This is a genomic window from Bacillus sp. MM2020_4, from assembly GCF_011250555.1.
Lineage (GTDB): Bacteria > Bacillota > Bacilli > Bacillales > Cytobacillaceae > Neobacillus.
This window is the reverse complement of sequence record NZ_JAANMZ010000003.1, coordinates 126,467-151,263: the sequence shown is the minus strand read 5'-3', so window position 1 is coordinate 151,263 and position 24,797 is coordinate 126,467. Positions and strand designations below refer to the sequence as shown.

The window sequence follows — 24,797 nt, the reverse complement described above, 5'->3', positions numbered from 1 at the left end:
GATCCCCCTTTGCTCTTTTATTTCGCGTCAAACCATGTTGGACCATAAGCATAATCTACCTTTAACGGTACCTTCAATTCAAGTGCATTCTCCATCACGTCGGGGACTAATTTTTTTAGAATCTCCACTTCCTCTTCAGGAGCTTCAAAAATCAATTCATCGTGTACCTGGAGCAATAGTCGGGTTCTTAACCCTTTGTCCTTTAATGCTTCATCCATATCAATCATGGCTTTTTTTATGATATCAGCGGCGCTGCCTTGAATAGGCGTGTTCATCGCTGTTCTTTCAGCAAAACTTCTGATGTTAAAATTTCGGCTTGTTATTTCAGGGATGTATCTTCTCCTATGTAATAAGGTCGATACGTATCCTTTTTGTCTTGCAGAGTGAATGATGTCATCCATATATTCCTTTACACCAGGATAGCTATTAAGGTAACGATCAATGAATTGACCAGCCTCTTTTCTTGTGATTCCTAATGATTGAGAAAGACCGTAATCACTAATACCATATACAATCCCAAAATTTACTGCCTTGGCATGTCGTCTCATATTTGAAGTTATCTCTTCCTTATCAACGTGGAAGACTTCCATGGCTGTTTTCGTATGAATATCCATGTCATCCTTAAAGGCCTGTATCAGTTTTTCATCGCCGGCTATATCCGCAAGCACCCGAAGCTCAATTTGCGAATAATCCGCGGCAAAGATCACCCAGCCCTTTTCCGATGGAATAAATGCTTGGCGAATCTTCCGTCCTTCTTCAAGGCGGATTGGAATGTTTTGCAGATTCGGATCAATGGAGCTTAATCTTCCTGTTGCCGTTAAGGTCTGTTGGTACCTTGTATGAACCTTTCCAGTTTTAGGATCAATTACTTTTAACAAGCCCTCAATATAGGTTGACTGAAGCTTTCCAAGCTGTCTGTAGAGCAGAATATGTTCAATGATTTCGTGGTCATCGGCTAATTTTTCTAATACATCCGCAGATGTCGAATGGCCTGTTTTTGTTTTCTTAAAAGAATGCAGACCTAATTTTTCAAATAAAATAACGCCAAGCTGTTTTGGTGAGTTGATATTAAATTTTTCACCGGCTAATTCACATATTTTTTCTTCAATTTCGATGAGACGGTCATTCAGTTCTTTCCCCATCATCTGGAGACGTTCCTGCTCCACCATAATACCGCATGATTCCATATCGGCCAAAATAAGTGATAACGGCATTTCTAGCTCTGTAAACAATTCATATTGTTCATTTTTTCTTAATTCATCTTCCAGTTTCTCTCTCAGGTCAGACATCGCTAGGCTTTTACGAACAAGATGCTCGGCAAGCTTAGACGACTCTGGAACTTTCCGTTTGGCACCTTTGCCATAAAAGGATTCATCGGATTGGATATTGTGGATATCATATCTTTTTGCTATTGCTGCCAAATCCTCAATATTTTCTGATGGATTAATAAGATAAGATGCCATTAATATATCAAAGTTTGAGCCTTTTAAATGGATGTCCCGCCTTCTTAAGGAAACTTCAGAACGTTTAGCATCATAAACAATTTTCTTTTTTTCATCATCTTCCGCCCATTTTTTAAAAGCTGCTGATTGGATGGCTTGCTCCGTGGGCAAGTAATAGTGCCCATTTTCGTTTACGAGCGAAAAACCAATAATTTCGGCAAAATGATAATTATCATCGAGCATTTCCACATAAAAATAATTGATATCAGCGAAAATATCATCCGTTATTTCATTTGGAATGACATATTCAACCTCTTCTAGTGCTTGCTCCTCGATAACAGATGTATCTTCACCAAGCCTATCCAATAAGGAATGAAACCCTAATTCTTTAAAAAGAGCTACTAATTTTTCACGTGTAAAGCCCTCGTAGGAGATTGTTTCTAACGCAACTTTTACCGGCGCTTGCCGCTCAATGGTGGCAAGTTCCTTGCTCATTAAGGCCTGATCCTTGAATTCTTCTAGTTTTTCCTTCAATTTGTTTCCACTGACTTGATCAATTGATTTGAGTAGATTTTCTAGGGTTGAAAACTCTTTTAACAGCTTAATCGCTGTCTTTTCCCCCACACCAGGAACACCTGGAATATTGTCAGAGGGATCCCCCATTAAACCTTTCATATCAATAATTTGTTCTGGCGTTAACCCGTACTTTTCCGCAATATGTTCTGGTGTATATTCTTCAATATCAGTAATCCCTTTTCGAGTAATACCGACCGTTGTTGTTGGGGAGGAAAGCTGGGTTAAATCCTTGTCCCCAGATATTACTTTTACCTCATAACCATCCTTTTCCGCTGATAATGAAAGGGTCCCGATAATATCATCTGCCTCGTAGTTTTCAAGCTCGTATCTTGAAATGCTGTAAGCGTCTAATAATTCGCGAATAAACGGAAATTGCTCTGATAATTCAGGCGGTGTTTTTTGCCTGCCACCCTTGTATTCGGTAAAAGTTTTATGTCGAAAGGTGGTTTTTCCAGCATCAAAGGCAACAAGCATATGTGTCGGCTTTTCATCCTCCAAAATTTTCATCAGCATCATCGTAAAACCGTATACTGCGTTCGTATGAATCCCTTTATCATTATTAAGTAGGGGTAAGGCAAAAAACGCACGGTAAGCAATACTATTCCCGTCAATCAACACAAGTTTTTTCTTTTCCACCATCGTCACCATCCAAAAATTTAATTCTTTTGTAGTTCAATAATAAATTCACTGCCTTCGCCCACTGTACTTCTGACACTTATGTTCCCATGATGAGCTTCAATTAAATGTTTAACAATCGCTAAACCCAAACCAGTCCCGCCTGAATTCCGGCTTCTCGCACGGTCAACCCGGTAAAAACGCTCAAAAATCCGCGGTATTTCTTCCTCATCAATTCCCACACCCGAGTCTTTTACATGAATCCGCACATTCTTTTCATTTTCTAAGAGGATAATTTTCACATCCCCCTCAACTGGAGTATAGGTTATGGCATTGCCTATTAAGTTGATAAATACTTGTTTTAGGCGGTCTGTGTCACCATTCATGATCACTTGGTTCCGGTTGCAATAAAATTCGAGACGGATGTTCTTCTCCTCTGCTTTCCCGGAAAGGAGTGTGATCACATCTTCTAGAAGTGTACGCAACTCAAATTCTTGTAGATTTAATCGAAAGCCTTGCTGCTCTATTTTGGAAAGCTCCAGCAAGTCTTGAATAAGTGATTGAAGCCGATCGCTTTCTTTTAAAATGATCGAAAGGAATGCTTCTAATGTTTCATGATTGTTCATCGCCCCATCCAAAAGTGTCTCGGTAAACCCTTTTATGGAGGTAACGGGGGTTTTTAGTTCATGGGAAACATTAGCCACAAAATCCTTGCGCATTTGCTCAAGTCTTTTTAATTCGGTAATGTCGTGAAATACGAGCAATACCCCTTTCCAAACCTTATTAGTTCCAATAATCGGGACTCCGTAAACAACAAAATATCGACGCTCAATCAAAAATGAAAGGAGTAATTGTTTACTTGCATTTTGCTCAGTCCGGAATACTTCTTCAACTAATCGACAGATTTCCTCATTTTCTATGACCTCGTAATAAAGTTTATTTAAGTAATCTTTCGAATCTATATGAAAGATCTCAATATAGCCTTTATTGATTAGGTTTATGTACCCGCGACTATCGATTAACACTAACCCTGCTCCCATGTTCTCAATCAAAACACTTAGGCGGTCCTGTTGCATTTCATGTGACTTTGTGAGTTCTTGAAGGTTTTCCGCCAGCATATTAATCGACTTTCCAAGCATTCCCGCATCATCAAAACGATTCACCGTTGTTCTGGCACGGTAGTTTCCATGTGCAAGTTCAATTGCGACCTCTGTAGCCGCTTTTATTGGCTTGGTATACCTTGTGGTAATTCGGATGCCCAATATGATGATGACAACCACAGCAATTCCCAGACCACTAGTAAGGATCCACCATATTTCAACTTTTATCTGTTCATTAAGTGATTCTAAAAAGTCATATTTAAATAACTGCCCAAGCAGTATACCTAATCCGACTAAAACGAGAATCATTAAAAAGATTAAGATAATAAATATCCTTGTGCGGAACTTTGTCATTCTCCTTTAGGTTCCTCCAATTTGTAGCCAAGGCCGCGAATGGTTTTGATATATACAGGCTTTTTAGTTTCCTCTTCAATTTTTTCTCGAAGATGTGAAATATGTACATCCACAATTCTAGTATCGCCAGCAAAGTCATAATTCCAAACGGCGCTTAGTAATTGATCCCGAGTTAACACCCGGCCTTTATTTTGTGCAAGGTAGAGAAGTAATTCAAATTCCTTAAGTGTTAACTCAAGATGTTGATCTCTAAAGTATGCCTCGTATTTTTCGGGGAAGATGGTTATTTTCCCTATTTGAATTTGCTCTTCTGTAGTATCATTTTCCACCGTTATTTCTGTTTGTATTTGTGTTCTTCTTAAAATAGCTTTCACACGGGCGATAACTTCACGCGGGCTGAATGGTTTTACCATGTAATCGTCTGCCCCAAGCTCAAGGCCCAAAATTTTATCAAGTTCGTCATCTTTTGCCGTCAGCATTAAGATGGGAGTCATGATATTTTTTTTGCGAAGCTGCTTACATACTTCCATTCCATCTAACTTTGGCAGCATTAAATCCAAAACGATGATATCAGGTGTCTCTGTTTCAGCTAACTGTTTCCCCTCTATACCGTCCATTGCTGTTATAACTTCAAAGCCTGCTTGTTCTAAATTATATTGCAATAAGGTGACAATTGACTGTTCATCATCGACAACAAGTACTTTATTTTTCATATATTCCCCACCCTTGCCCTTCATAGCGTAGTTACCTTCATTATATAGGTAAGGAATAAAGATTATCTAGTTTTATGGGCTGAACGATTTTTATAAAAGTTAACAAGATTGACATGTTTCTGTTCGGATGATAAGTGCATTTTTTGTAAAATAAATTTAGATAGGTAGAAAGGAAGTGGAATATGGCCTACAAACCTCGCTTTGTCCCTATGGATTTATTAGCTCTTAGAATTTTAGACATACGAACGAAATTGTCTCAAGAGGAGCATAGGTATTATTTAAATAAGGAAAAGGGTTTTGAAGGTGAAGTTCAGTTTGACTTATTGACTGAGCAGCTTCAAAGTGATTGCCTCATTCTAAATGATTTGCTGCTTGAGGTTGACAACTCGTCTTTCCAGCTTGATACCACAATCATATACCAAGATACCATTTTCCCTTTTGAAGTAAAAAACTTTGAAGGAGATTTCATTTACAAACCTGACAGTCTGGAAGCAACTTATGGAAAGGAATATAAGAATCCTCTTGACCAATTAAAACGAAGCAAATTCTCGCTCGGCCAATTACTCATAAAGCTTGGCTATCATTTTGCCATTGAGGGATCCGTTGTGTTTATTAACTCCGAATTCACCTTATTCCAGGCACCCCCAAACGAACCCTTTATTTTCCCAACACAGTTAAATGCATTGATGAAAAAATTAAATGCCCGGCCATCAAAGCTTTCTAATAAGCACAAGATGCTTGCTGATAAGCTGGTATCATTACATCATACCAAATCATCATATACAAAGTTACCGGCTTATAATTATGGTAAATTGCGAAAAGGCTTCACATGTGCAAAGTGCAAATCGTTTAACGTTTCCAACCCGGATGGTGAAAGGAAGATTGTGTGTACTACATGCGGGAATGTGGAAAGTATTGAGGCTGTGGTATTGCGGAATGTAAAAGAGATTAAGCTATTGTTTCCGGATATGAAAATTACGATTACTTGTGTTCATGAGTGGTGTGGCGGGGGTGTTTCTATGAAGGCAATAAATAGGATACTTACAAAAAAATTTAGAAGAGTGGGTCATGGTAAATTTTCATACTATGTAAATGATTGATGAGGACGTTTTGGGTTTTTCATTAACAGTTTCTGTCCTCATGAATCTCTCATGAGGACACTTTTGCTTTTTTATTCATGGTTTCTGTCCTCATGAACCTCTCATGAGGACACTTTTGCTTTTTCATTCATGGTTTCCGCCCTCATGAACCTCTCATGAGGACACTTTTGCTTTCTCATTCATGGTTTCCGCCCTCATGAACCTCACTATTAAAAATTCTCCAAGGCCTTCCCATGAATTTCTTCTAATTTATGCGGCGGGCATACCTTGAATTTCCCACTAATGACGGTTTCCTTTTTTTCATTAGAACCTAAGACGCTCACCACAGCTGTATGCTCATAATGATCCACGTCAATCACTTCAAGCAATAGCTCGACCGTTCCGTAATGATAGACAGGTTTTGGAAACTCAATCTCTTGGCCTAAGACATGGCTTCCTGGCCCTGGTAAATATTTTGAAATGGCAGAAGTGATCATTCCTATTAGCATAATACTAGGAACAAGTGGTCTCTCGAACGGAGTTTGTGATGCATAGTCATGTTGAATATAGAGAGGGTTGGCATCATCGGTTAATCCCAGATAGAGAAGAAGATCCTTGTCTTCAATTTTCTCTGTTAGGACTAATTTTTCACCTACGGTTATTTCCTCAATTCTTCGCCCTAGTTTTCTCTTTTTTCCTAAAAGCATCAAATTTCACCTCTTTTATTGTAAGCGATTACAAAATAAATGATAGAGAAATTCGAGGGCGCCGTCTTGACGCCGCCCCCGAATTTCAGAAAAGTATAAGCATTACACCAATACTTGCATTACATTACGAACAGATTCAACAGACTTGTCTAATGCAGCTTTTTCGTCTGCTGTAAGATCTAATTCAATTATTTTTTCGATACCATTTCCACCGAGAATAGTTGGAACACCAAGGTAAATGCCTTCATAGCCAAACTCGCCCTCAAGGTATGCAATGGATGGTAATACACGACGTTGATCTTTAAGGATTGCTTCACACATCTCAACTAAAGAAGCTGCAGGGGCATAATAGGCACTTCCGTTACCAAGAAGGTTAACGATTTCGCCGCCGCCTTTACGAGTGCGCTCAACAATGGCCTCAAGACGATCTTTAGGAATTAAGGTTTCTAATGGAATTCCACCGGCATAGGAGTAACGCACAAGCGGTACCATATCATCGCCATGGCCGCCAAGAACAAAACCAGTTACATCTTTTACAGAAAGATTTAATTCTTGCGCAACAAATGTACGGAAACGAGCAGTATCAAGTACACCAGATTGACCAATTACCCGGTTTTTAGGGAAACCAGACTCTTTGAATACGGTGTAAGTCATCGCATCAACAGGGTTTGTTAAAACAATAATTGTACTGTTTGGAGAGTATTTCACAATCTCCTGTGTTACACTTTTCATTACCTTTTGGTTTGTTTGCACTAAATCATCACGGCTCATGCCTGGCTTGCGGGCAATTCCGGCAGTAATGACAACGATATCAGAATCGCGAGTATCTTCATAATTTGAAGTACCAGTGATATTCGCATCAAAGCCTTGAACTGGGCTAGCTTCAAGCATATCTAATGCTTTACCTTTTGTAGGGTTTTCCATTGGAGCGATATCAACTAAAACAACGTCTCCAAGTTCTTTTTGAGCAAGTAAAAATGCAGTTGTAGCACCAGTGAATCCGCCGCCGATTACAGAAACCTTTTTACGTTTTAATGACATTTTAAGCCCTCCCCTTATATGTAAAATGACTTGAGCTGTCTCCGAAAAAACAGCTCAAGTAAAGCCTCAGCGCGTGGCGCATCCGCTTTTTAATTTCTTATTTCATATTTTTGATTAATTCATTTGCAAATTCAGATGTTTTAACTTCTGTTGCACCTTCCATCAAGCGTGCGAAGTCATATGTGACAACCTTAGAAGCAATTGTGTCTTCAACTGATTTAATTACCATAGTAGCTGCTTCATTCCAGCCTAAGTGCTCAAGCAATAACACACCGGATAAAATGACAGATGATGGATTTACTTTGTCTAGACCTGCGTATTTAGGTGCAGTACCATGTGTTGCTTCAAAAATAGCATGTCCCGTTTCATAGTTAATATTTGCTCCAGGAGCAATGCCAATTCCACCAACTTGTGCTGCAAGTGCATCAGAAATGAAGTCGCCGTTTAGGTTCATTGTAGCCACAACATCAAACTCACGTGGACGAGTAAGGATTTGTTGTAAGAAAATGTCAGCAATCGCATCTTTTACGATGATTTTTCCAGCAGCCTCTGCATCGGCTTGTGCCTTGTTCGCAGCATCTGCTCCTTGCTCTTCCTTAATGCGATCATATTGAGCCCATGTAAAGACTTTATCGCCAAATTCCTTTTCTGCAAGCTCATAGCCCCAATTTTTAAACGCGCCTTCAGTAAATTTCATGATATTTCCTTTATGCACGAGTGTAACGGATTTACGGCCTTCTTTGATTGCATAATTAATGGCAGCACGCACAAGACGATTTGTACCTTCTTCAGAAACAGGCTTAATACCAATACCTGAAGTTTCAGGGAATCTGATTTTCTTAACACCCATCTCGTTCTGTAAGAAGTCAATTACCTTTTTAGCCGCTTCAGTGCCTTTTTCGTATTCAATACCGGCATAAATATCTTCAGTATTTTCACGGAAGATGACCATATCGGTATCTTGTGGACGCTTAACTGGGGATGGAACGCCTTCGAACCATCTTACAGGACGTAAGCAGACAAATAAATCTAATTCTTGGCGAAGTGCCACATTTAACGAACGAATACCGCCGCCAACAGGTGTTGTTAATGGACCTTTGATGGCAATCAAATATTCATTGATTACATCAAGAGTTTCAGAAGGAAGCCATTCACCCGTTTGGTTAAAAGCCTTTTCTCCCGCTAAAACCTCTTTCCATACTAATTTACGCTCACCTTTATAGGCTTTTTCAACTGCTGCATTTAAGACTCTTTCAGAAGCAGCCCAAATATCTGGTCCGATACCGTCCCCTTCAATAAATGGGATAATTGGATTGTTTGGTACGTTTAATACTCCGTCTTTAACCGTGATTTTTTCGCCTTGCATAGTTGTTCTCCCTCCTATTATGTAAAAAACTTGTTCGTGTTATTTCAAAAGACTGAATCAAAGGTTAGTGAGCAGTACCCCTAACCTTTACTCCTATCTTATTGAATCAATTTTTTGAATAAAAGTAAACTATTATCCTCTTTGCTCGATTGGAACATATTTTTGCATTCCAGGTCCAGTATATTCCGCACGCGGACGGATTAAACGATTATTTTCATATTGTTCTAAAATATGTGCAAGCCATCCAGAAACGCGGCTTATCGCAAAGATCGGTGTCATTAAGTCGTGATCAATTCCTAAGCTGTGATAAACAGAGGCGGAATAGAAATCTACATTTGGCGGTAGATTCTTTTCACCTGTTACGATGTCTTGAATCTTGACGGACATATCGTACCAATGCGGTTCACCAGTAAGCTCAGTTAACTTTTTAGACATTTCTTTTAAATGCTTGGCACGAGGGTCGCCTTTCCGATATACCCTGTGGCCAAAGCCCATAATTTTTTCTTTATGTTCAAGCTTACCGCGGATATATGGATCGACATTTTCAAGTGTGCCAATTTCAGACAGCATTTTCATAACTGCCTCGTTCGCACCACCATGTAGAGGTCCTTTTAATGCGCCAATAGCAGCTGTTACGCCAGAGTATACATCAGATAATGTTGCCACACATACACGTGCAGTAAATGTTGAAGCATTTAATTCATGATCTGCATGTAATACGAGCGCCTTGTTCATTGCTTCAACTGCAATGGAATCAGGTTCTTTACCAGTAAGCATGTATAAGAAATTAGCTGCAAAACTTAAATCTTGTCTTGGTGGGATTGGGTCCAGACCTTTTCTTACACGAGCAAAGGTTGTGACAATCGCTGGCATTTTTGCTTGAAGACGTACTGCTTTACGATAATTGGCTGCTTCGTCCATTAGGTCTGCTTCGTCATCATATAAGCCTAGTAAAGAAACTGCTGAGCGAAGTGCTGCCATTGGATGTACTTTTTGAATTGGGTACATCTTAAAGTGTTCAATCACTTCTTGTGGCAATGCATAGTTTTCAGCTAGTTGTTGTTTTAACTCAACTAATTGTTCAGCATTCGGTAATTTACGATGCCATAATAAGTAGATTACCTCTTCAAAGCTAGCATTTACAGCTAAATCATCAATATCATAGCCAACGTATGTTAGCGTATCATCAATAATTGAACTGATGGAGGAAGTTGTTGCCACTATTCCTTCTAGACCTTGTTTTACTGTCATAATAAATCTCTCCTTTACATTCTTATTTCCCCAATATTCTTTTTGCAATCAAGAAAATTGCATACTAGCGACATTCTTTTAATATTGACTGAGCGATTGCTCGGGATATCCACAAACATTGTGATTGCCTTTTCATTCATCAATAGAAAAGTTTTTACAAGTAATTAAGCATATATATACGGTTTATGTAAAAAAAGGATACGCTTACAAGCCTATTATAAACAATTATCAAATTTTTGTGAACGAAAAGGAGTGGAAAAATACAAAAAAAATATTATTTTACAAAAAATCTAGCTAAAAAAACTGAAAATTCTCATAGCAACGTATGCAATTCCGGCTCCAATTAAAGGACCAACCGCCACACCTTTAAAAATAGAAACAGAAAGAATAGTTCCAAGCACTAATGCCGTTGTAATTTGCGGATCATCGGCTAGTAATTTAACTCCACCCTTTGCAAGCATAGCGACTAACATCCCTGAGATGAGAGCTATCCATGCAAATGGTGTTTTAAATGCTCCGGATAAATCTTTAAACCCTATTTCTCCGCTGGCAATTGGAGCTAAAACAGCAATAGTGATCACGGTGACTCCCCAATTAATTCCCTTAGATTGTAGTAATGAAAAAAATTTTGTATCCAATCCACCGACTTTCAATACAAGCAATACTTCGATAGCAACTATTAATGAACTATTTTTAGCAATAAGGCCAATCGCAAATAGTAGTAATAGAAATAATATGGGCTGACTTGGCAATCCTTTCACCATCCTGTCAAAAAATTATCGTACCATAATAGTTTTTAACTAGGTAGAAAATACGTTTTTCCGTCTGTAGTTATGAAACTTCTACCCTGGTTATCCGTAATAATAATCTAATTGGAAAAATATGCGGTTTTATTCATAAAATGTTAAACTGAAACTATTAATTAAATGTAAAGGAGGGTTGCTTTTGGATCTTACGTACATATACCGGACCGTTCGATTCCTACTTGTGATTGGTGCTGTTGTTTTGACACTCTACCTATTTTATTTCTTATCAACCGTAACCTATCCATTTTTAATTGGTCTTATCATTGCCTTTATGATTAATCCGCTAGTAAACTTTCTTGAAAAAAAAGCGAAAATGCCGCGCGTGCTCTCAGTTCTTGTCACACTTATCATTATTTTTGCTTTATTTGCGGGGTTAGTGACTTTATTAGTCGCAGAAATTGTCTCCGGCGCTGCCTATTTGGCAAAAGTCGTCCCAGAACATCTTGATACATTAATTAATTATATCGAGGATTATTTTACGGCTCAAATCATCCCCTTATACAATCAATTAACAAGTGTATTTAATAAGCTTGATGCCGGTCAGAAGGATACCATCATCGGAAATATTCAAAACGTGGGAACAAGAGTTGGAACAACGATTGGAACGTTTATTAAGAATTTATTTGGGAATATCCCGAATATCTTATCTTGGTTCCCAAATGCTGCAACGGTTCTTATATTCTCGCTATTGGCCACCTTTTTTATTAGTAAGGATTGGTACCGCTTGTCGGCAATGGGAGGAAGACTCTTGCCTGAAAAGGCAAAAAGGAGCGGTAGAACCGTTTTTATCGACCTAAAAAAAGCATTATTCGGTTTTATTAAAGCACAAGTTACGCTCATTTCGATTACAACAGTAATCATTCTGATTGGTCTTTTAATTTTACGGGTTGATTATGCCATTACGATTGCATTAGCTACAGGTATTGTCGATATTATTCCTTACCTTGGTACCGGTGCTGTGTTTGTCCCTTGGATTATATATGCAGCGATTGGCGACAATACAGGTCTTGCCTTAGGTTTAGGTGTTCTATATATGATCGTCCTCGTCCAACGGCAAATCATGGAGCCGAAGATCCTTTCATCAAATATTGGTCTCGATCCATTAGCAACACTCATTTCCTTATTTGTCGGATTTAAATTAATCGGCTTTCTAGGATTAATTGTTGGGCCCGTCACACTCGTCATTATCAGCACCCTTTACCGTGCAAATGTATTTCATGATGTTTGGGCATTCATTAAAGGAAAAGAGACATAAAAAAACGTCAGCTCTCATACGGAGCTGACATTTTTCTTATAACACGCTGGCATGACCGTTATAAATAATTCCTCTAGCTGCGTCTACCGTTACTTCTTGACCCTCTTTAAACAATTCTAACGCATTGTCTACGCCAACAATGACGGGAATGCTGAGGCTTAGACCAACCACAGCTGCATGGCTTGTTAAGCCGCCTTCTTGGGTAATAAGGGCAGCGCATTTTTCAATTGCCGGTACCATATCACGGTCAGATCCGATTGTCACAAGAATCGATCCTGGTTTTACTTTTTCCAAGGCTTCTTTGGCATCATGGGCAATAACCACTTTTCCAAATGCTGATCTGCGGCCAATTCCCTGCGCCTTAGCGAGAATATCACCGACAACATGAATCTTCATTAAATTAGTTGTGCCCGCTTCACCGACAGGAACACCCGCTGTAATGACAACCAGGTCACCATGCTTCACAATCCCGCTATTTAAGCTTTCTTCTACGGCAATATCAAGCATTTCATCAGTGGTTGTACAAATTCTACCAAGCTGCGGATATACCCCCCAAACAAGCTGTAATCGGCGGCGGACATGTTCATTTGCTGTCACTGCCACAATCGATGCCTTTGGGCGATACTTGGAAATCATTCTTGCTGTATGACCGCTTTCTGTTGGTGTAATAATCGATTTCACTTCAAGATTTAATGCTGTGTGGGCAACAGATTGACCAATTGCATCTGTAAGATTATGTTCCGTATCTTTGCTGCGGCTTGATAAAATTTCCTTATGATCTAAGGCAGATTCTGCTCTCGAAGCTATATTATGCATCGTTTGCACAGCTTCTGCAGGATAAAGACCTGCAGCCGTTTCGCCAGAAAGCATGATCGCATCCGTGCCATCAAAAATAGCATTGGCGACATCGCTTGCCTCAGCACGAGTCGGTCTTGGATTACGCTGCATCGAATCAAGCATTTGTGTTGCCGTAATAACCGGTTTTCCAAGTGCATTACATTTCTTTATTAACATCTTTTGTACTAGTGGAACCTCTTCTGCCGGGATTTCCACGCCAAGATCCCCACGAGCAACCATCAGACCATCAGAAATTTCAAGGATTTCATCGATGTTATCTACGCCTTCTTGGTTTTCAATTTTGGGGATAATGTGGATATAGGTGGCATTGTTTTCTTCTAATAACTGGCGGATTTCTAAAACATCTTTGGCACGGCGGACAAATGAGGCGGCAATAAAGTCGACCCCCTGTTCAATACCAAACAGAATATCTTGTCTGTCCTTTTCGGTAATCCCCGGTAAGTTAACTGAAACACCTGGAACGTTCACACCTTTTTTATTTTTTAAGATGCCAGTATTTAATATTTTGGTGTGAATTTCATTAGCGGTCTTATCTATTTCCGTTACTTCAAGTCCAATTAATCCATCATCCAAAAGAATTCTAGAGCCTACATGGACATCATCAATTAACTCATTGTATGTAACAGAGAATTTCTGGGTGGTCCCTTCCACTTCTGTCATAGAGACAATCACGTTTTCTCCAGCCTGAAGCTCAATCGCACCATTTTGCATGTTATTTGTTCGAATTTCAGGACCTTTCGTATCGAGCAAGATGGCAACCGTTTTTCCCGTTTGCTTTGACGCCTCACGAATATTTTGAATCCGTGCACCATGCTCTTCAAAATCCCCATGGGAAAAATTCAAACGGGCAACGTTCATCCCCGAATTGATTAAATCAGTTAATTTTTCTATGCTTTCACTAGCAGGACCAATCGTACAAACGATTTTTGTTTTACGTAACATCCTTTTTTTCCTCCCATTTTAGAAAAGGCTAAACCTAATTTCTTATATTGATAATTCTTTGGATAGGTTGAATAGATCAAGATCTAACGTGTGTTTTCTTTCCAGGGCTTCGATAATGTCATAATCAACAAGCTTATTTTTTTCAATTCCCACGGCACGACCGCCTTTACCTTCGATTAAAAGCTCGACTGCCCTTGCTCCTAATCTACTGGCAAGCACCCTATCGGCTGCAGTTGGCGAGCCACCTCGCTGGATATGTCCTAAAACAGATACTCTCGTATCCATGTTCGTTGCTTCTTGCAGCAGACTGGCAAATTCGTATCCACTGCAAACACCTTCTGCGACAACAATGATACTATGCTTTTTCCCACGCTCTTGACCGCTGCGTAATCGATCGGCCACTTCATTCATATCATAATTTTCCTCTGGAATCAAAATGGTTTCCGCTCCGCCTGCAAGCCCTGCCCATAAAGCAATATCTCCGGCATCCCGGCCCATTACTTCAATCACAAATGTTCTTTCATGTGATGTAGCCGTGTCACGAATTTTATCGATTGCATCAATAACTGTATTTAAGGCCGTATCAAACCCAATTGTTTGTTCTGTTCCCGGAATATCATTATCAATCGTTCCAGGGACACCCACACACGGGAAACCTTGTTCTGTTAATGCCTTTGCACCTCGGTAAGAACCATCGCCGCCAATGACAACAAGCCCTTCTATTCCATGGGCTTTTAACTGCTCAATTCCAATTTGCTGAACTTCTTTCTTTTTAAATTCAGGACAGCGTGCTGAATGAAGCATCGTTCCGCCACGATGAATAATATCCCCAACAGAGCCAAGTTCAAGCTTTTTTATATTTCCGGCAATTAGTCCAGAATACCCACCATATATACCGTAAACTTCTATATTATGAAAAATCGCCTTCCGGACAACAGCCCGAATCGCTGGATTCATCCCCGGGGAGTCACCACCGCTTGTAAGTACTCCAATTTTTTTCATCCTATTCACCTCTATCATTGATTAAGAAAGTCTATGTACCTTTTCTAAAAAGTAAATAAAATCAACTGCAAGTAGCGCTTCTCTTATTATCTACATAAAACCTTTGAATATTAATAAAATAACATGAAGAAATGCCTATAACAACCGATTCAAATCAGTAATTAAAATAGACGGAATAATTAGTTAAATGAAAGCGATTTATTTTGAACTGAAAGCGCAAACATCACTTTTTTAATGAATTTTTTGTGAACATCATAAAAAAAGTGCTCAACCTGAGCACAATCTCTAATTTACACCAATATAATCCTTCATTTCCGTATATTCGCCAATTGTTCTAAAACGGTTATAACGGTCCGCTATTAATTCTTCCTCTGAAAGTTTAAGCAGTTGTTGAAGGGAATCTTTTATCACTTTTTCGATTTCTGTCGCTTGCATTTTCACATCTTTATGTGCCCCGCCTTTGATTTCGGGAATAATGGCATCAATGATTCCTAATTCCTTCAAGTCAGGAGCAGTAATCTTCATTGTTTCGGCCGCATTTTTGGCAAGGGCTGCATCCTTCCACAAAATAGCTGCCGCTCCTTCAGGAGAAATAACAGAATAAGTTGAGTTTTCGAGCATGTAGATGCGGTTTCCGACACCAAGTGCCAAGGCACCACCACTTCCGCCTTCACCAATTACAATACAAATGACAGGAACCTTTAGACCCGCCATTTCAAAGAGGTTTCGGGCAATCGCTTCGCTTTGACCACGCTCTTCGGCAGCTTTACCGGGATAGGCACCTTTCGTATCAATAAAACAAATGATTGGTCGATTAAACTTATCCGCCTGTTTCATTAAGCGTAAAGCCTTGCGGTACCCCTCAGGATGAGGCATTCCAAAGTTGCGGCGGATATTCTCCTTCGTATCTTTTCCCCGCTGATGACCAATCACGGTGACAGGAAGCCCCTTAAATTTAGCTACACCGCCAACGATGGCCTCATCATCCGCAAACGTTCGGTCACCATGGCATTCAAAGAACCCTTCAAAAAGGAAAGAAATATATTCAAGAGTTGTCGGCCTGTTCGCAAGACGCGCAATTTGTACGCGATCCCATGGCTTAATATTTTCATATATTTCCTGCTCTAGCTTAACTAGCCTAGTCTCTAATTTAACAATTTCAGCACTTAAATCGACTTCGGCTGTTTTTGTGAACTCTTTTAATTCAGTGATTTTCTTTCTTAGCTCCACAATTGGTCGTTCGAATTCTAATTCCCCTGCCATTCGAGTTCACCTCCCGGATTATGAATATCTAAAATGTTCGTGATCTTCTCCACCAAATCTATTCGTGAAATAATCGCATCTAGCTGGCCGTGTTTTAACAGGAATTCCGCTGTTTGAAAGTCCTCCGGTAATTCCTCACGAATCGATTGTTCAATGACCCTGCGGCCGGCAAAAGCAATGAGCGCCCCTGGTTCAGCAAAGTTGTAGTCACCCAATGAGGCGAAGCTTGCAGAAACACCTCCCGTAGTCGGGTGTGTCATAATGGAAATAATTAAGCCGCCGTTATTACTAAATCTCTTTAACGCAACACTTGTTTTAGCCATTTGCATTAAGCTCAGGGCTCCCTCCTGCATTCTAGCACCACCTGATGCAGTGAAGATGATGAAGGGAATCGCAAGTTCATCTGCCTTTTCGATCGCAAGGGTAATTTTCTCACCCACGACAGAGCCCATGCTTCCCATCCGGAAAGTAGCATCCATAATCGCCACAACTATTTTTTGACCATTAACCGTCCCCATTCCAGTGACAACAGCCTCATTTAATTTACTTTTTTGCCGATCCTTTTCAAGCTTTTCTAGATAGTCTGGAAAATTTAGTGGATTTTTCGAAACCATATTTTCATTAATTTCTACAAAACTGCCCTCATCAATAAAGCTATCAATTCGCTCTTTTGCATTCATCTGGAAATGATAACCGCAATGAAGGCAAACCTTTGCATTTTTCACTAATTCCTTTGTGTACATGATTTTCTTACATGAAGGGCATTTGGTCATAATCCCTTCTGGAACGTCATGTTTAGCCATGTCTTTTGAAATGGTTGCATATTTTTTCTTTTTCGGTTGATTTTTTGAAAAAAGATCTTTAAGCGCCAAATTAAAACCTCCCTAGTGTAACGCACCTTGCCTTAACGGCAAGATTCTCCATCTTTTGCTATTCAAAAGTCTTTCTATCCTAAGGTAACTTCATACCTAGAAACTCCTAAAAGTGGTCAGACCACCGGGGATTAAAAATACCCTTTTTCCATGGGCTTGTATAACTTACACTATAAAATAAAAAAAGTTCAAAATCTGTTAGTATTTGTCGGTAAAGTCAGACAAATTTCGTAGTTTGCCATAGGCCGAAAGTGTCTTCTCTTCATTCTTTTCTGCTATTGCTCCCAATATAACCAGATAGTCTTCGCGCTGATAGTCTACAGAATAATCCTCTAATGAATAATAATATTCTTTTAAAATCAACCACATTCTTAAGAATAAGTGGTTATCTGAAACCTCGATAATTCGTTGAAAAAACTCATCATCCGTAAAGCTATCCGTTTTAGTTACCCATTCCTGCAGGGATTCAACCTGCTGCTTGCTGACCCTTTTCAGTGCTAACCGGAGGCAATCCATCTCAATATAGTTTTTGGTTTCGAATACATCCTGCTTTGCTTTTTCATCTTGCAAAATAAATGTACTGAGAAGCTGAACCAATTGATGACCTCGGAAGTCCCGAATAAACGTCCCTTCGCCTCGCCTTGTTTCTATTAAGCCAAGCAGTTCTAGTGCTCTAAGTGCCTCCCGAACGGAAGAGCGCCCGAAATTCAGGCGCTCCGACAATTCCCGTTCTGAAGGAATCTTATCTCCAGTTTTCAGTCCATCACTGCTAATCATTTCTCGTAACTGCTTTACAATCTCTAAATATACTTTAGAATTTGTCACTACCTTAATCACTCACTTTTGCCAATTATCGCGAGCCTTTGCGTTTTTTCCTTAATATCATCAGGATCTACCTTAATACGGGCCACACCGGTTTCCATTGCTGCTTTTGCGACAGCCGCTGCTACATTTGGTGCTACCCTTGGATCAAATGGTGCAGGAATGACGTAATCGGCATGAAGCTCGTCCTCACTGATTAGGCCGGCAATGGCTTCTACTGCAGCTACTTTCATTTTTTCATTAATATGCGTCGCGCGAACATCAAGTGCTCCACGGAAAATTCCTGGGAAAGCAAGGACATTATTGACCTGGTTTGGAAAATCAGAGCGACCGGTTCCAACTACTTTTGCCCCAGCTGCTTTGGCGTCATCAGGCATTATTTCGGGATCCGGATTTGCCATGGCAAAAATAATCGCATCCGTATTCATTGATGCCACCATTTCTTTTGTAAGTGCTCCTGCAACGGATACCCCAATAAATACATCCGCACCTTTAATTACATCCGCGAGACTGCCTGTTAAATTATCGCGATTGGTAAATTTGGCTACTTCTGCTTTGACTGAGTTCATTCCTTGCGGGCGGCCCTCGTAAATCGCACCTTTTGTATCACACATAATAATATCTCTAACACCATAGCTATATAGCAATTTAATAATGGCAATCCCAGCTGCACCAGCACCACTTGCCACTATTTTAATTTCAGTCATCTTTTTTCCAATTAATTTAAGGGCATTGACAAGACCCGCTACCGTAACAATGGCTGTGCCATGTTGGTCATCATGAAAAATCGGAATATTTGCTTCCTTCTTTAATCTTTCCTCAATGACAAAACAATTAGGAGCGGCGATATCCTCGAGATTAACTCCCCCGAAAGTTGGTTCAAGCAACTTAACCGTTTCAATAATTTTCTCCACATCCGTTGTATTTAAACAAATGGGAAACGCATCAACACCGGCAAAGCTTTTAAACAAAACGGCCTTGCCTTCCATAACAGGAAGTGCTGCCTCAGGTCCAATATTACCAAGTCCAAGGACCGCCGTACCATCGGAAACCACAGCAACCATGTTTCCTTTCATGGTATAATCGTATACCGTTTCAGGTTTTTCATAAATATCTTTACATGGCTCCGCCACACCCGGTGAATAGGCTAAACTTAAATCATGTGCATTTCTAACTGGAACTTTTGATTTCGACTCTAATTTCCCCTTATTAATCCGATGCATATGTAATGCTTCTTCACGTAAAGTCAAGTCTGTCACCCCTCATATTTATAAAAACATTCTCACTTAAAAACGTCCCGCTTTAGTGGTCAGACCACACAAGTCTCTTTACCAATATAACATATCTTCAAAAGTTGTAAAGAATTAATCTTTTAGAACAACATTTTTTTCTCCAAGTAAATTTCTTAATTGCTGAATGACCGCAGGGGTTGGATTGACGTTGTTTTCTGCTCCTAATTTCACTGACTTTCTAGTCCCCTCATCATGTAAAACAACCACAGCGTCCCCTTTACTCGCCTGTAATAGCTGCTTTATTTTTGGCAGTACCAGCTGATCTTGCTGAGTGGAGGAAATTTTAATATATAAGACTGGCTGGTTTACCATTTTTGTTTGTAACCACTGCTCTAATTCTGTTATCTGCTGAATGATAAATTGTCGCTTTTCATCGCGATCTTCTATTTTCCCTTCGATCAGTAGAAAGTTCCCTTGCCGTAATAATGGCTGGTACCTCTTATATACAGTAGGAAATACCACTGCCTCCATTTCACCGCTGGCATCACTTATCGTTAAAAATGCCATCGAATCACCCTTTTTGGTACGAATCGATTTCAGCGTGGAAAGATATACACCCGCGATGGCCCTTTTATTATCACTTCTTAATTGGTATAACAATGATGCCCCAACCCGGGTGAGATTCTTTTCATAAATAGAAATAGGATGATCAGAGAGATAAAGACCAAGCGCTTCTTTTTCAAATATCAGCTTATTTTCTAAACTTATCGGGTCAACTTGAACATATTTCGGTTTCGGGATCATTTCATCGTCGAATAAATCAAATTGGTTGGAATCATCCGGCTTGAAAATCTGGGCATGCTCGATAGCTACATCCAAGCTTGCCAACAGAATGGCACGATCTTCGCCAAATTCATCAAAACAACCGGAATGAACAAGAAATTCAAGTGTCTTGCGGTTAATCGCCTTCTGAGAAACTCTAATACAAAAATCAAAGAGGTCATCAAATTTTTTACGTTTCCTTGATTGAAAAATTTCCTTTAAGGCGGCACCCCCAACACTTTTGATGGCGGCAAGACTAAAGCGGATCGCATCCGTTTTTTCTACATGGAATGAGTACGTACTATGATTTATGGATGGAGGCAGTACAACGATTTCCTTTTGCCTCGTCTCCATAATGTATTGGGCGATTTTTGTGTCATTACCGATGGCCGAGGTTAAGAGACCCGCCATAAAATGGACCGGAAAATTTGCCTTTAAATAGGCGAGCTGGTAAGCAATCATACTATAGGCAACCGCATGGCTCCGATTAAAGCCGTAGTTTGCAAATCTAACAATTAAATCGTATATATCATTCGCAAGTCCTTGGTTATATCCCTTTTTCAAAGCCCCTTGGACAAAATGATTTCGCTCTTTATCAAGAACTTCCTTTTGCTTTTTTCCAACCGCCCGTCGTAAAAGATCTGCTTCACCAAGTGAAAATCCTGCCATCTTCGAAGCAATTTGCATGATTTGTTCCTGGTAGACAATGACCCCATACGTATTTTCCAGAATAGACTCTAAATCCGGGTGTGGATATACTACCGGCTCTCGACCATGTTTTCGTTCAATAAACAGAGGGATATTTTCCATTGGGCCCGGACGGTACAAAGCATTGACGGCGACAATATCCTCAAATCGCGATGGTTTTAATCGTGTTAATACTTTCCGCATTCCTTCTGATTCTAACTGAAATATGCCTGTTGTTTCCCCTTTAGCCAATATTTCGAATGTCTTTGGATCATCTAATGGAACCCGGCCAATATCTACTTTTCTTCCGGTATTTCGGGAAATAGACGAAAGGATAGTTTCAATGAGTGATAAATTTCTGAGGCCAAGGAAATCCATTTTTAAAAGCCCAATTTCTTCGAGGTATTCCATCGAGTATTGCGTCAAGTACACATGGTTGGATCCACGTTGAATTGGGATTAAGTCAATGAGCTGCTTTTCACTGATGACGACACCTGCAGCATGCGTGGAGGTATGCCTTGGCAAACCTTCAAGCTTTAACGCAGTGTCAAAAAGTTTACGGTTTAGCGGGGTCTCATTGATAAACCTTCTTAACGGTTCGGATTCTTTGTAAGCTCCTTGCAGGTCTATACCTAAATGTGGTGGAATCATTCTTGATAATTGCTCAAGTTCCTTTGAATTTAACCCAAAGGTCCTGCCGACATCTCTTAGGGCTGCCTTTGCAGCAAGTGTTCCAAAGGTAACAATCTGTGCAACATGCAGTTCTCCGTATTTCTGTGCCACATATTCGATTACTTCATCACGGCGATGGTCGGGAAAGTCAATATCAATATCAGGCATCGAAATACGCTCAGGATTTAAAAAACGTTCAAACAATAAGTTATGTTCAAGTGGGTCGACATCTGTAATATATAAAACATAGGCAACAAGTGATCCTGCGGCTGAACCCCGACCCGGGCCAGTTAAAATCCCCTTCGATCGTGCATATCTCATAAAATCCCAAACAATTAAAAAGTAATTACTAAATTTCATCCGCTTGATGACTGCTAATTCAAAGGCTAACCTGTCAAGATATTCCTTGGTTGGCTTGGGAATGCGTTCACGAAGACCCTTTTCACATAACATCTCGAGATATTCCTCTGCCGGCATGTTATTTTCGGTTGGAAAGGTTGGTAAATACGTTTTATTTAATTCAATATTTACGTTGCATCTACTAGCGATCCGCAGCGTATTTTCTAGTGCATCGGGGACTTCGGAAAAGCAATCGACCATTTCCGCAGCCCTTTTTAAATAAAATTGATCACTGTCCAGTTTTTCGCGATGCTCATCCTGTAATTTGTCACCATTTTTTATGGCCATCAAACATTCATGCGCAAACGTATCTTCCTTTTCCAAATAATGTACTCTGTTGGTTGCAACAACGGGTACATGTAACTCATTTGAAATAGCGAGAAACTGTTTTCCAATGGTCGCTTCCTGTTCAAGCTGATGATGTTGAAGCGAAAGAAAAAAGCTGCCGTTACCAAAAATGGCAACTAACTTTTTAATCAGCTTTCTGGTCATCTCCTCGTTTCCGTTTAACACAGACTGTTCAATTTCCCCTTCAAGGCCTGGTGTTAAAGCAATTAGCCCCTTTGCGTAATGTTTTAGCCATTTTAATGGGATCCCATGATCAGTCTTAGTTTGAACGGCACTGGAAATTTTCAAAAGGTTTTTAAAACCGTCCTCATTTTCAGCCAATAGGACTAGCGGATAGCATTCGTTCGGAGTGATTTCACTTTCCACATCTACTGTTAGCCCAATAATTGGTTTAAGATTATTTTTTTTACAAAGTTTATAAAATTCAATTGTTCCATGCATCACATTTCTGTCGGTTAAGGCGATCGCCGAAAAACCTTTACTCTTTGCATTTTTGATTAAATCTGGGACAGACGCGGTGCTTGTCAACAAACTATAGGCAGTATATACATGAAGGTGAATAAAAGACATTTTGCCTCACCTTTCCTTAATCTTATTATCTATTATTTATTATAAATCTTAATCGCAAAAAAAGAAAATATGTTCTCGTTTTTAACTATTGCTTTGCAAATAACATATTCCCCAACCTTTGTCCATATAAATGAATAGAGATTATCTATGAAGGCGGTTGAAGGAATGAAAGAAATTGGTTTTTTTCCTGCTTTTATCGAAAGCTATTTTATTGCCTTAGGAGTCGTGCTTGGTGGTTCATTAATTGGCGGAATCGCCTCTTTCTTAACTGGACAACCACCGCTCACGACAGTCTACCGCTTGTCATCAGCACTTAGAATCTGGGCCATTGTGGCAGCGATTGGCGGGACGTTTGATACGGTTTATACCTTTGAAAGAGGTTTATTTAATGCAGATACAAAGGATCTTTTTAAACAATTTTTATTAATTCTTTCTGCCTTAGGCGGTGCCCAGACAGGAGCACTCATCATAAATTGGCTGACACAGGAGCATATATCATCATGAGAATCCCTCCCTACTATCATCGACCCGCATGGCAGCGATTTTTTTCTGGGATGGCAGTTGGCGGCGCCATCAGCTGGTGTATTTTTCTATATATTTATGGCGTTTGGCAAGAGGAGAATACCGAAATGATTCGTAAGCAGCAGGAGAACATTGTTGATTTAAATAATGAGAAAAAGATATGGCAGGAAGAATATAAGGAAATAAACAAGCGGAATATCGAAAACTTGACTGTTCAGAATTTTAATATAAAAATAACAAACTTTGAAAAATACAAACTGGATTCATTAAGTGTTCTTGAAACGGAAAATGCGGTAAGGGATGATCTCAGTTCATTGCTTGCTAAGGACTTAGAGACTGTCTATAAAAGCAGGGATTTACTAAAAAAAATAATTGAAAATAAACCGGTAAAAATCAATGAAAAAAGATACAAACTGAAGGTAAAAGAAATGGTTATTTATACAAATGTATCGATACAGCTTGAAATACAGTTTGAATAGAAAAGCGGAACGACCCTCCTTTAATAGGTCGTTCCGCCTTTTCTATTTTGAATACTGTTCACATACCGCGTCTACTTCCCGCAAAACATCCTTTACCGTCTCCCAAGAGTAAATCGACGCTCCCGACGCAAGAGGATGGCCCCCGCCATTAAACTTTCTTGCAACTCCATTGATAACGGGCCCTTTCGAGCGCAGCCGCACACGGATTTGATCGTCTTCCTCAATAAAAAAGACCCATGCGATAATTCCTTTTACATCTCCTAAAATCCCCACAAGCAGGGATGCCTCTGCGGGCCTTGCATCATATTCTTTTATTAACTCTTTCGTAAGTTTGACGGAAGCAACTCCGTTTGGCTGAAGCTCAAAATTTTGCAGGACATACCCCTTCAACTTAATGATATTTGGTTCTAATTCATACATCCTATCAAATAGTTCAGTCCGTGAAAAATGATAGTGAATCAATTCCCCTGCATAGGCGAATGTCTTATCTGTGGAACTAGGAAATAGAAATCTTCCCGTATCCCCGACAATCCCGGCAAATAGAAGTCTTGCCGCTTCATCGTTCATTTTTAGTCCTTTATCTTTTCCTTTTAAGTAGAACTCATAGATCATTTCACTGCACGAGCTTGCTGATGTGTCCACCCATAACAAATCCCCGTAAGGGTCTTCGTTTGGATGATGATCTATTTTTATAAGCTTATCTCCCAATGTGTATCGCCCATCACATATTCTCTCGGCATTGGCGGTATCACATATAATGACCAATGCCCCGTTATATACCTCATTCTCAATCACATCTAATCTGCGCATGTAATGTAAGGTCGGCTCTTCTTTCCCAACCGCAAATATCCTTTTTTCGGGATAGGATTCTTGCAGAATGGCAACCAAACCGCCTTGCGAGCCATAGGCATCAGGGTCTGGACGGACGTGACGATGAACAATGATGGTATCATATTGTTCGATTGCTGCGATAATTTGCTCAATCATGGACAATGCTCCTCA

Annotated in this window: 20 protein-coding genes; 4 read left to right on the top strand and 16 right to left on the bottom strand. The window is 39.8% G+C overall.

Going from position 1 to position 24,797, the window contains the following annotated elements; all coding sequences use genetic code 11:
• Positions 1 to 17: 17 nt before the first annotated feature.
• Genes polA through G6554_RS04470 form a run of 3 tightly spaced genes read right to left on the bottom strand, consistent with a single transcriptional unit; the run spans position 18 to position 4,800 of the window.
• A complete protein-coding gene (gene polA, locus G6554_RS04480; RefSeq protein ID WP_166239176.1) occupies positions 18 to 2,657 on the bottom strand; it encodes a DNA polymerase I in 2,640 nt (879 codons plus the stop codon).
• Between the two features lie 17 nt (positions 2,658 to 2,674).
• Positions 2,675 to 4,087, bottom strand: coding sequence for a two-component system histidine kinase PnpS (gene pnpS / locus G6554_RS04475; protein WP_166239174.1), 1,413 nt, complete (start codon positions 4,085 to 4,087; stop codon positions 2,675 to 2,677).
• Entirely contained in the window at positions 4,084 to 4,800 is a 717-nt protein-coding gene (locus tag G6554_RS04470) for a response regulator transcription factor (RefSeq protein ID WP_166239172.1), read from the bottom strand. The genes pnpS and G6554_RS04470 overlap by 4 nt, the downstream gene beginning before the upstream one ends.
• Positions 4,801 to 4,982: 182 nt before the next feature.
• On the opposite strand from G6554_RS04470, the gene G6554_RS04465 reads away from it, so the two are divergent.
• Positions 4,983 to 5,900: a nuclease-related domain-containing protein gene (locus tag G6554_RS04465; RefSeq protein WP_166239170.1), complete on the top strand. Its 918-nt coding sequence runs from the start codon at positions 4,983 to 4,985 to the stop codon at positions 5,898 to 5,900.
• 209 nt (positions 5,901 to 6,109) lie between these two features.
• Here G6554_RS04465 and G6554_RS04460 read toward each other — a convergent pair whose 3' ends face one another.
• The 5 genes from G6554_RS04460 to G6554_RS04440 form a co-directional block, all read right to left on the bottom strand.
• A complete protein-coding gene (locus G6554_RS04460; protein WP_166239168.1) occupies positions 6,110 to 6,586 on the bottom strand; it encodes a MaoC/PaaZ C-terminal domain-containing protein in 477 nt (158 codons plus the stop codon).
• A gap of 102 nt (positions 6,587 to 6,688) precedes the next feature.
• The gene (mdh, locus tag G6554_RS04455; RefSeq protein WP_166239166.1) at positions 6,689 to 7,627 is read right to left on the bottom strand and encodes a malate dehydrogenase; all 939 of its coding nucleotides are present in this window, start codon (positions 7,625 to 7,627) and stop codon (positions 6,689 to 6,691) included.
• 97 nt (positions 7,628 to 7,724) lie between these two features.
• Positions 7,725 to 8,993: an NADP-dependent isocitrate dehydrogenase gene (gene icd, locus G6554_RS04450; protein ID WP_166239164.1), complete on the bottom strand. Its 1,269-nt coding sequence runs from the start codon at positions 8,991 to 8,993 to the stop codon at positions 7,725 to 7,727.
• Positions 8,994 to 9,125: 132 nt separating this feature from the next.
• Positions 9,126 to 10,244 carry a citrate synthase gene (gene citZ, locus G6554_RS04445; RefSeq protein ID WP_166239162.1) on the bottom strand — a complete coding sequence of 373 codons (1,119 nt, stop codon included), beginning with the start codon at positions 10,242 to 10,244 and terminating at the stop codon, positions 9,126 to 9,128.
• Between the two features lie 290 nt (positions 10,245 to 10,534).
• Positions 10,535 to 11,008 carry a DUF441 domain-containing protein gene (locus G6554_RS04440; RefSeq protein ID WP_207342991.1) on the bottom strand — a complete coding sequence of 158 codons (474 nt, stop codon included), beginning with the start codon at positions 11,006 to 11,008 and terminating at the stop codon, positions 10,535 to 10,537.
• Between the two features lie 181 nt (positions 11,009 to 11,189).
• Between G6554_RS04440 and ytvI the strand changes: the two genes are divergently transcribed.
• Positions 11,190 to 12,305: a sporulation integral membrane protein YtvI gene (gene ytvI, locus G6554_RS04435; protein WP_166239158.1), complete on the top strand. Its 1,116-nt coding sequence runs from the start codon at positions 11,190 to 11,192 to the stop codon at positions 12,303 to 12,305.
• 36 nt (positions 12,306 to 12,341) lie between these two features.
• Here the strand turns inward: ytvI and pyk are convergent, their stop codons facing one another.
• From pyk to dnaE, 7 genes are all read right to left on the bottom strand, one after another.
• Positions 12,342 to 14,105 carry a pyruvate kinase gene (gene pyk / locus G6554_RS04430; RefSeq protein ID WP_166239156.1) on the bottom strand — a complete coding sequence of 588 codons (1,764 nt, stop codon included), beginning with the start codon at positions 14,103 to 14,105 and terminating at the stop codon, positions 12,342 to 12,344.
• A 42-nt stretch (positions 14,106 to 14,147) separates the two neighbouring features.
• Positions 14,148 to 15,107, bottom strand: a complete 960-nt coding sequence (pfkA, locus tag G6554_RS04425; protein ID WP_166239154.1) for a 6-phosphofructokinase — start codon at positions 15,105 to 15,107, stop codon at positions 14,148 to 14,150.
• Positions 15,108 to 15,392: 285 nt separating this feature from the next.
• Positions 15,393 to 16,370, bottom strand: coding sequence for an acetyl-CoA carboxylase carboxyl transferase subunit alpha (accA, locus tag G6554_RS04420; protein WP_166239152.1), 978 nt, complete (start codon positions 16,368 to 16,370; stop codon positions 15,393 to 15,395).
• Positions 16,355 to 17,242 carry an acetyl-CoA carboxylase, carboxyltransferase subunit beta gene (gene accD, locus G6554_RS04415; RefSeq protein WP_166239149.1) on the bottom strand — a complete coding sequence of 296 codons (888 nt, stop codon included), beginning with the start codon at positions 17,240 to 17,242 and terminating at the stop codon, positions 16,355 to 16,357. Before accD ends, accA begins: the two co-directional genes overlap by 16 nt.
• 198 nt (positions 17,243 to 17,440) lie before the next feature.
• The gene (locus tag G6554_RS04410; RefSeq protein ID WP_207627519.1) at positions 17,441 to 18,019 is read right to left on the bottom strand and encodes a FadR/GntR family transcriptional regulator; all 579 of its coding nucleotides are present in this window, start codon (positions 18,017 to 18,019) and stop codon (positions 17,441 to 17,443) included.
• Positions 18,020 to 18,075: 56 nt separating this feature from the next.
• Positions 18,076 to 19,314, bottom strand: coding sequence for an NADP-dependent malic enzyme (gene ystJ / locus G6554_RS04405; RefSeq protein ID WP_166239145.1), 1,239 nt, complete (start codon positions 19,312 to 19,314; stop codon positions 18,076 to 18,078).
• 114 nt (positions 19,315 to 19,428) lie between these two features.
• On the bottom strand, positions 19,429 to 22,794 hold the full coding sequence (gene dnaE, locus G6554_RS04400; RefSeq protein WP_166239143.1) for a DNA polymerase III subunit alpha: 3,366 nt from the start codon (positions 22,792 to 22,794) through the stop codon (positions 19,429 to 19,431).
• A gap of 165 nt (positions 22,795 to 22,959) precedes the next feature.
• Here dnaE and ytrH point away from each other — a divergent pair, with 165 nt between their 5' ends.
• Together ytrH and ytrI are read left to right on the top strand one after the other, a co-directional pair.
• The gene (gene ytrH / locus G6554_RS04395; protein WP_166239141.1) at positions 22,960 to 23,298 is read left to right on the top strand and encodes a sporulation membrane protein YtrH; all 339 of its coding nucleotides are present in this window, start codon (positions 22,960 to 22,962) and stop codon (positions 23,296 to 23,298) included.
• On the top strand, positions 23,295 to 23,795 hold the full coding sequence (ytrI, locus tag G6554_RS04390) for a sporulation membrane protein YtrI (protein ID WP_166239139.1): 501 nt from the start codon (positions 23,295 to 23,297) through the stop codon (positions 23,793 to 23,795). Before ytrH ends, ytrI begins: the two co-directional genes overlap by 4 nt.
• Before the next feature lie 42 nt (positions 23,796 to 23,837).
• Here ytrI and G6554_RS04385 read toward each other — a convergent pair whose 3' ends face one another.
• Complete coding sequence (locus G6554_RS04385; protein WP_166239137.1) at positions 23,838 to 24,782, bottom strand: DHH family phosphoesterase; 945 nt, start codon at positions 24,780 to 24,782, stop codon at positions 23,838 to 23,840.
• Positions 24,783 to 24,797: the final 15 nt, after the last annotated feature.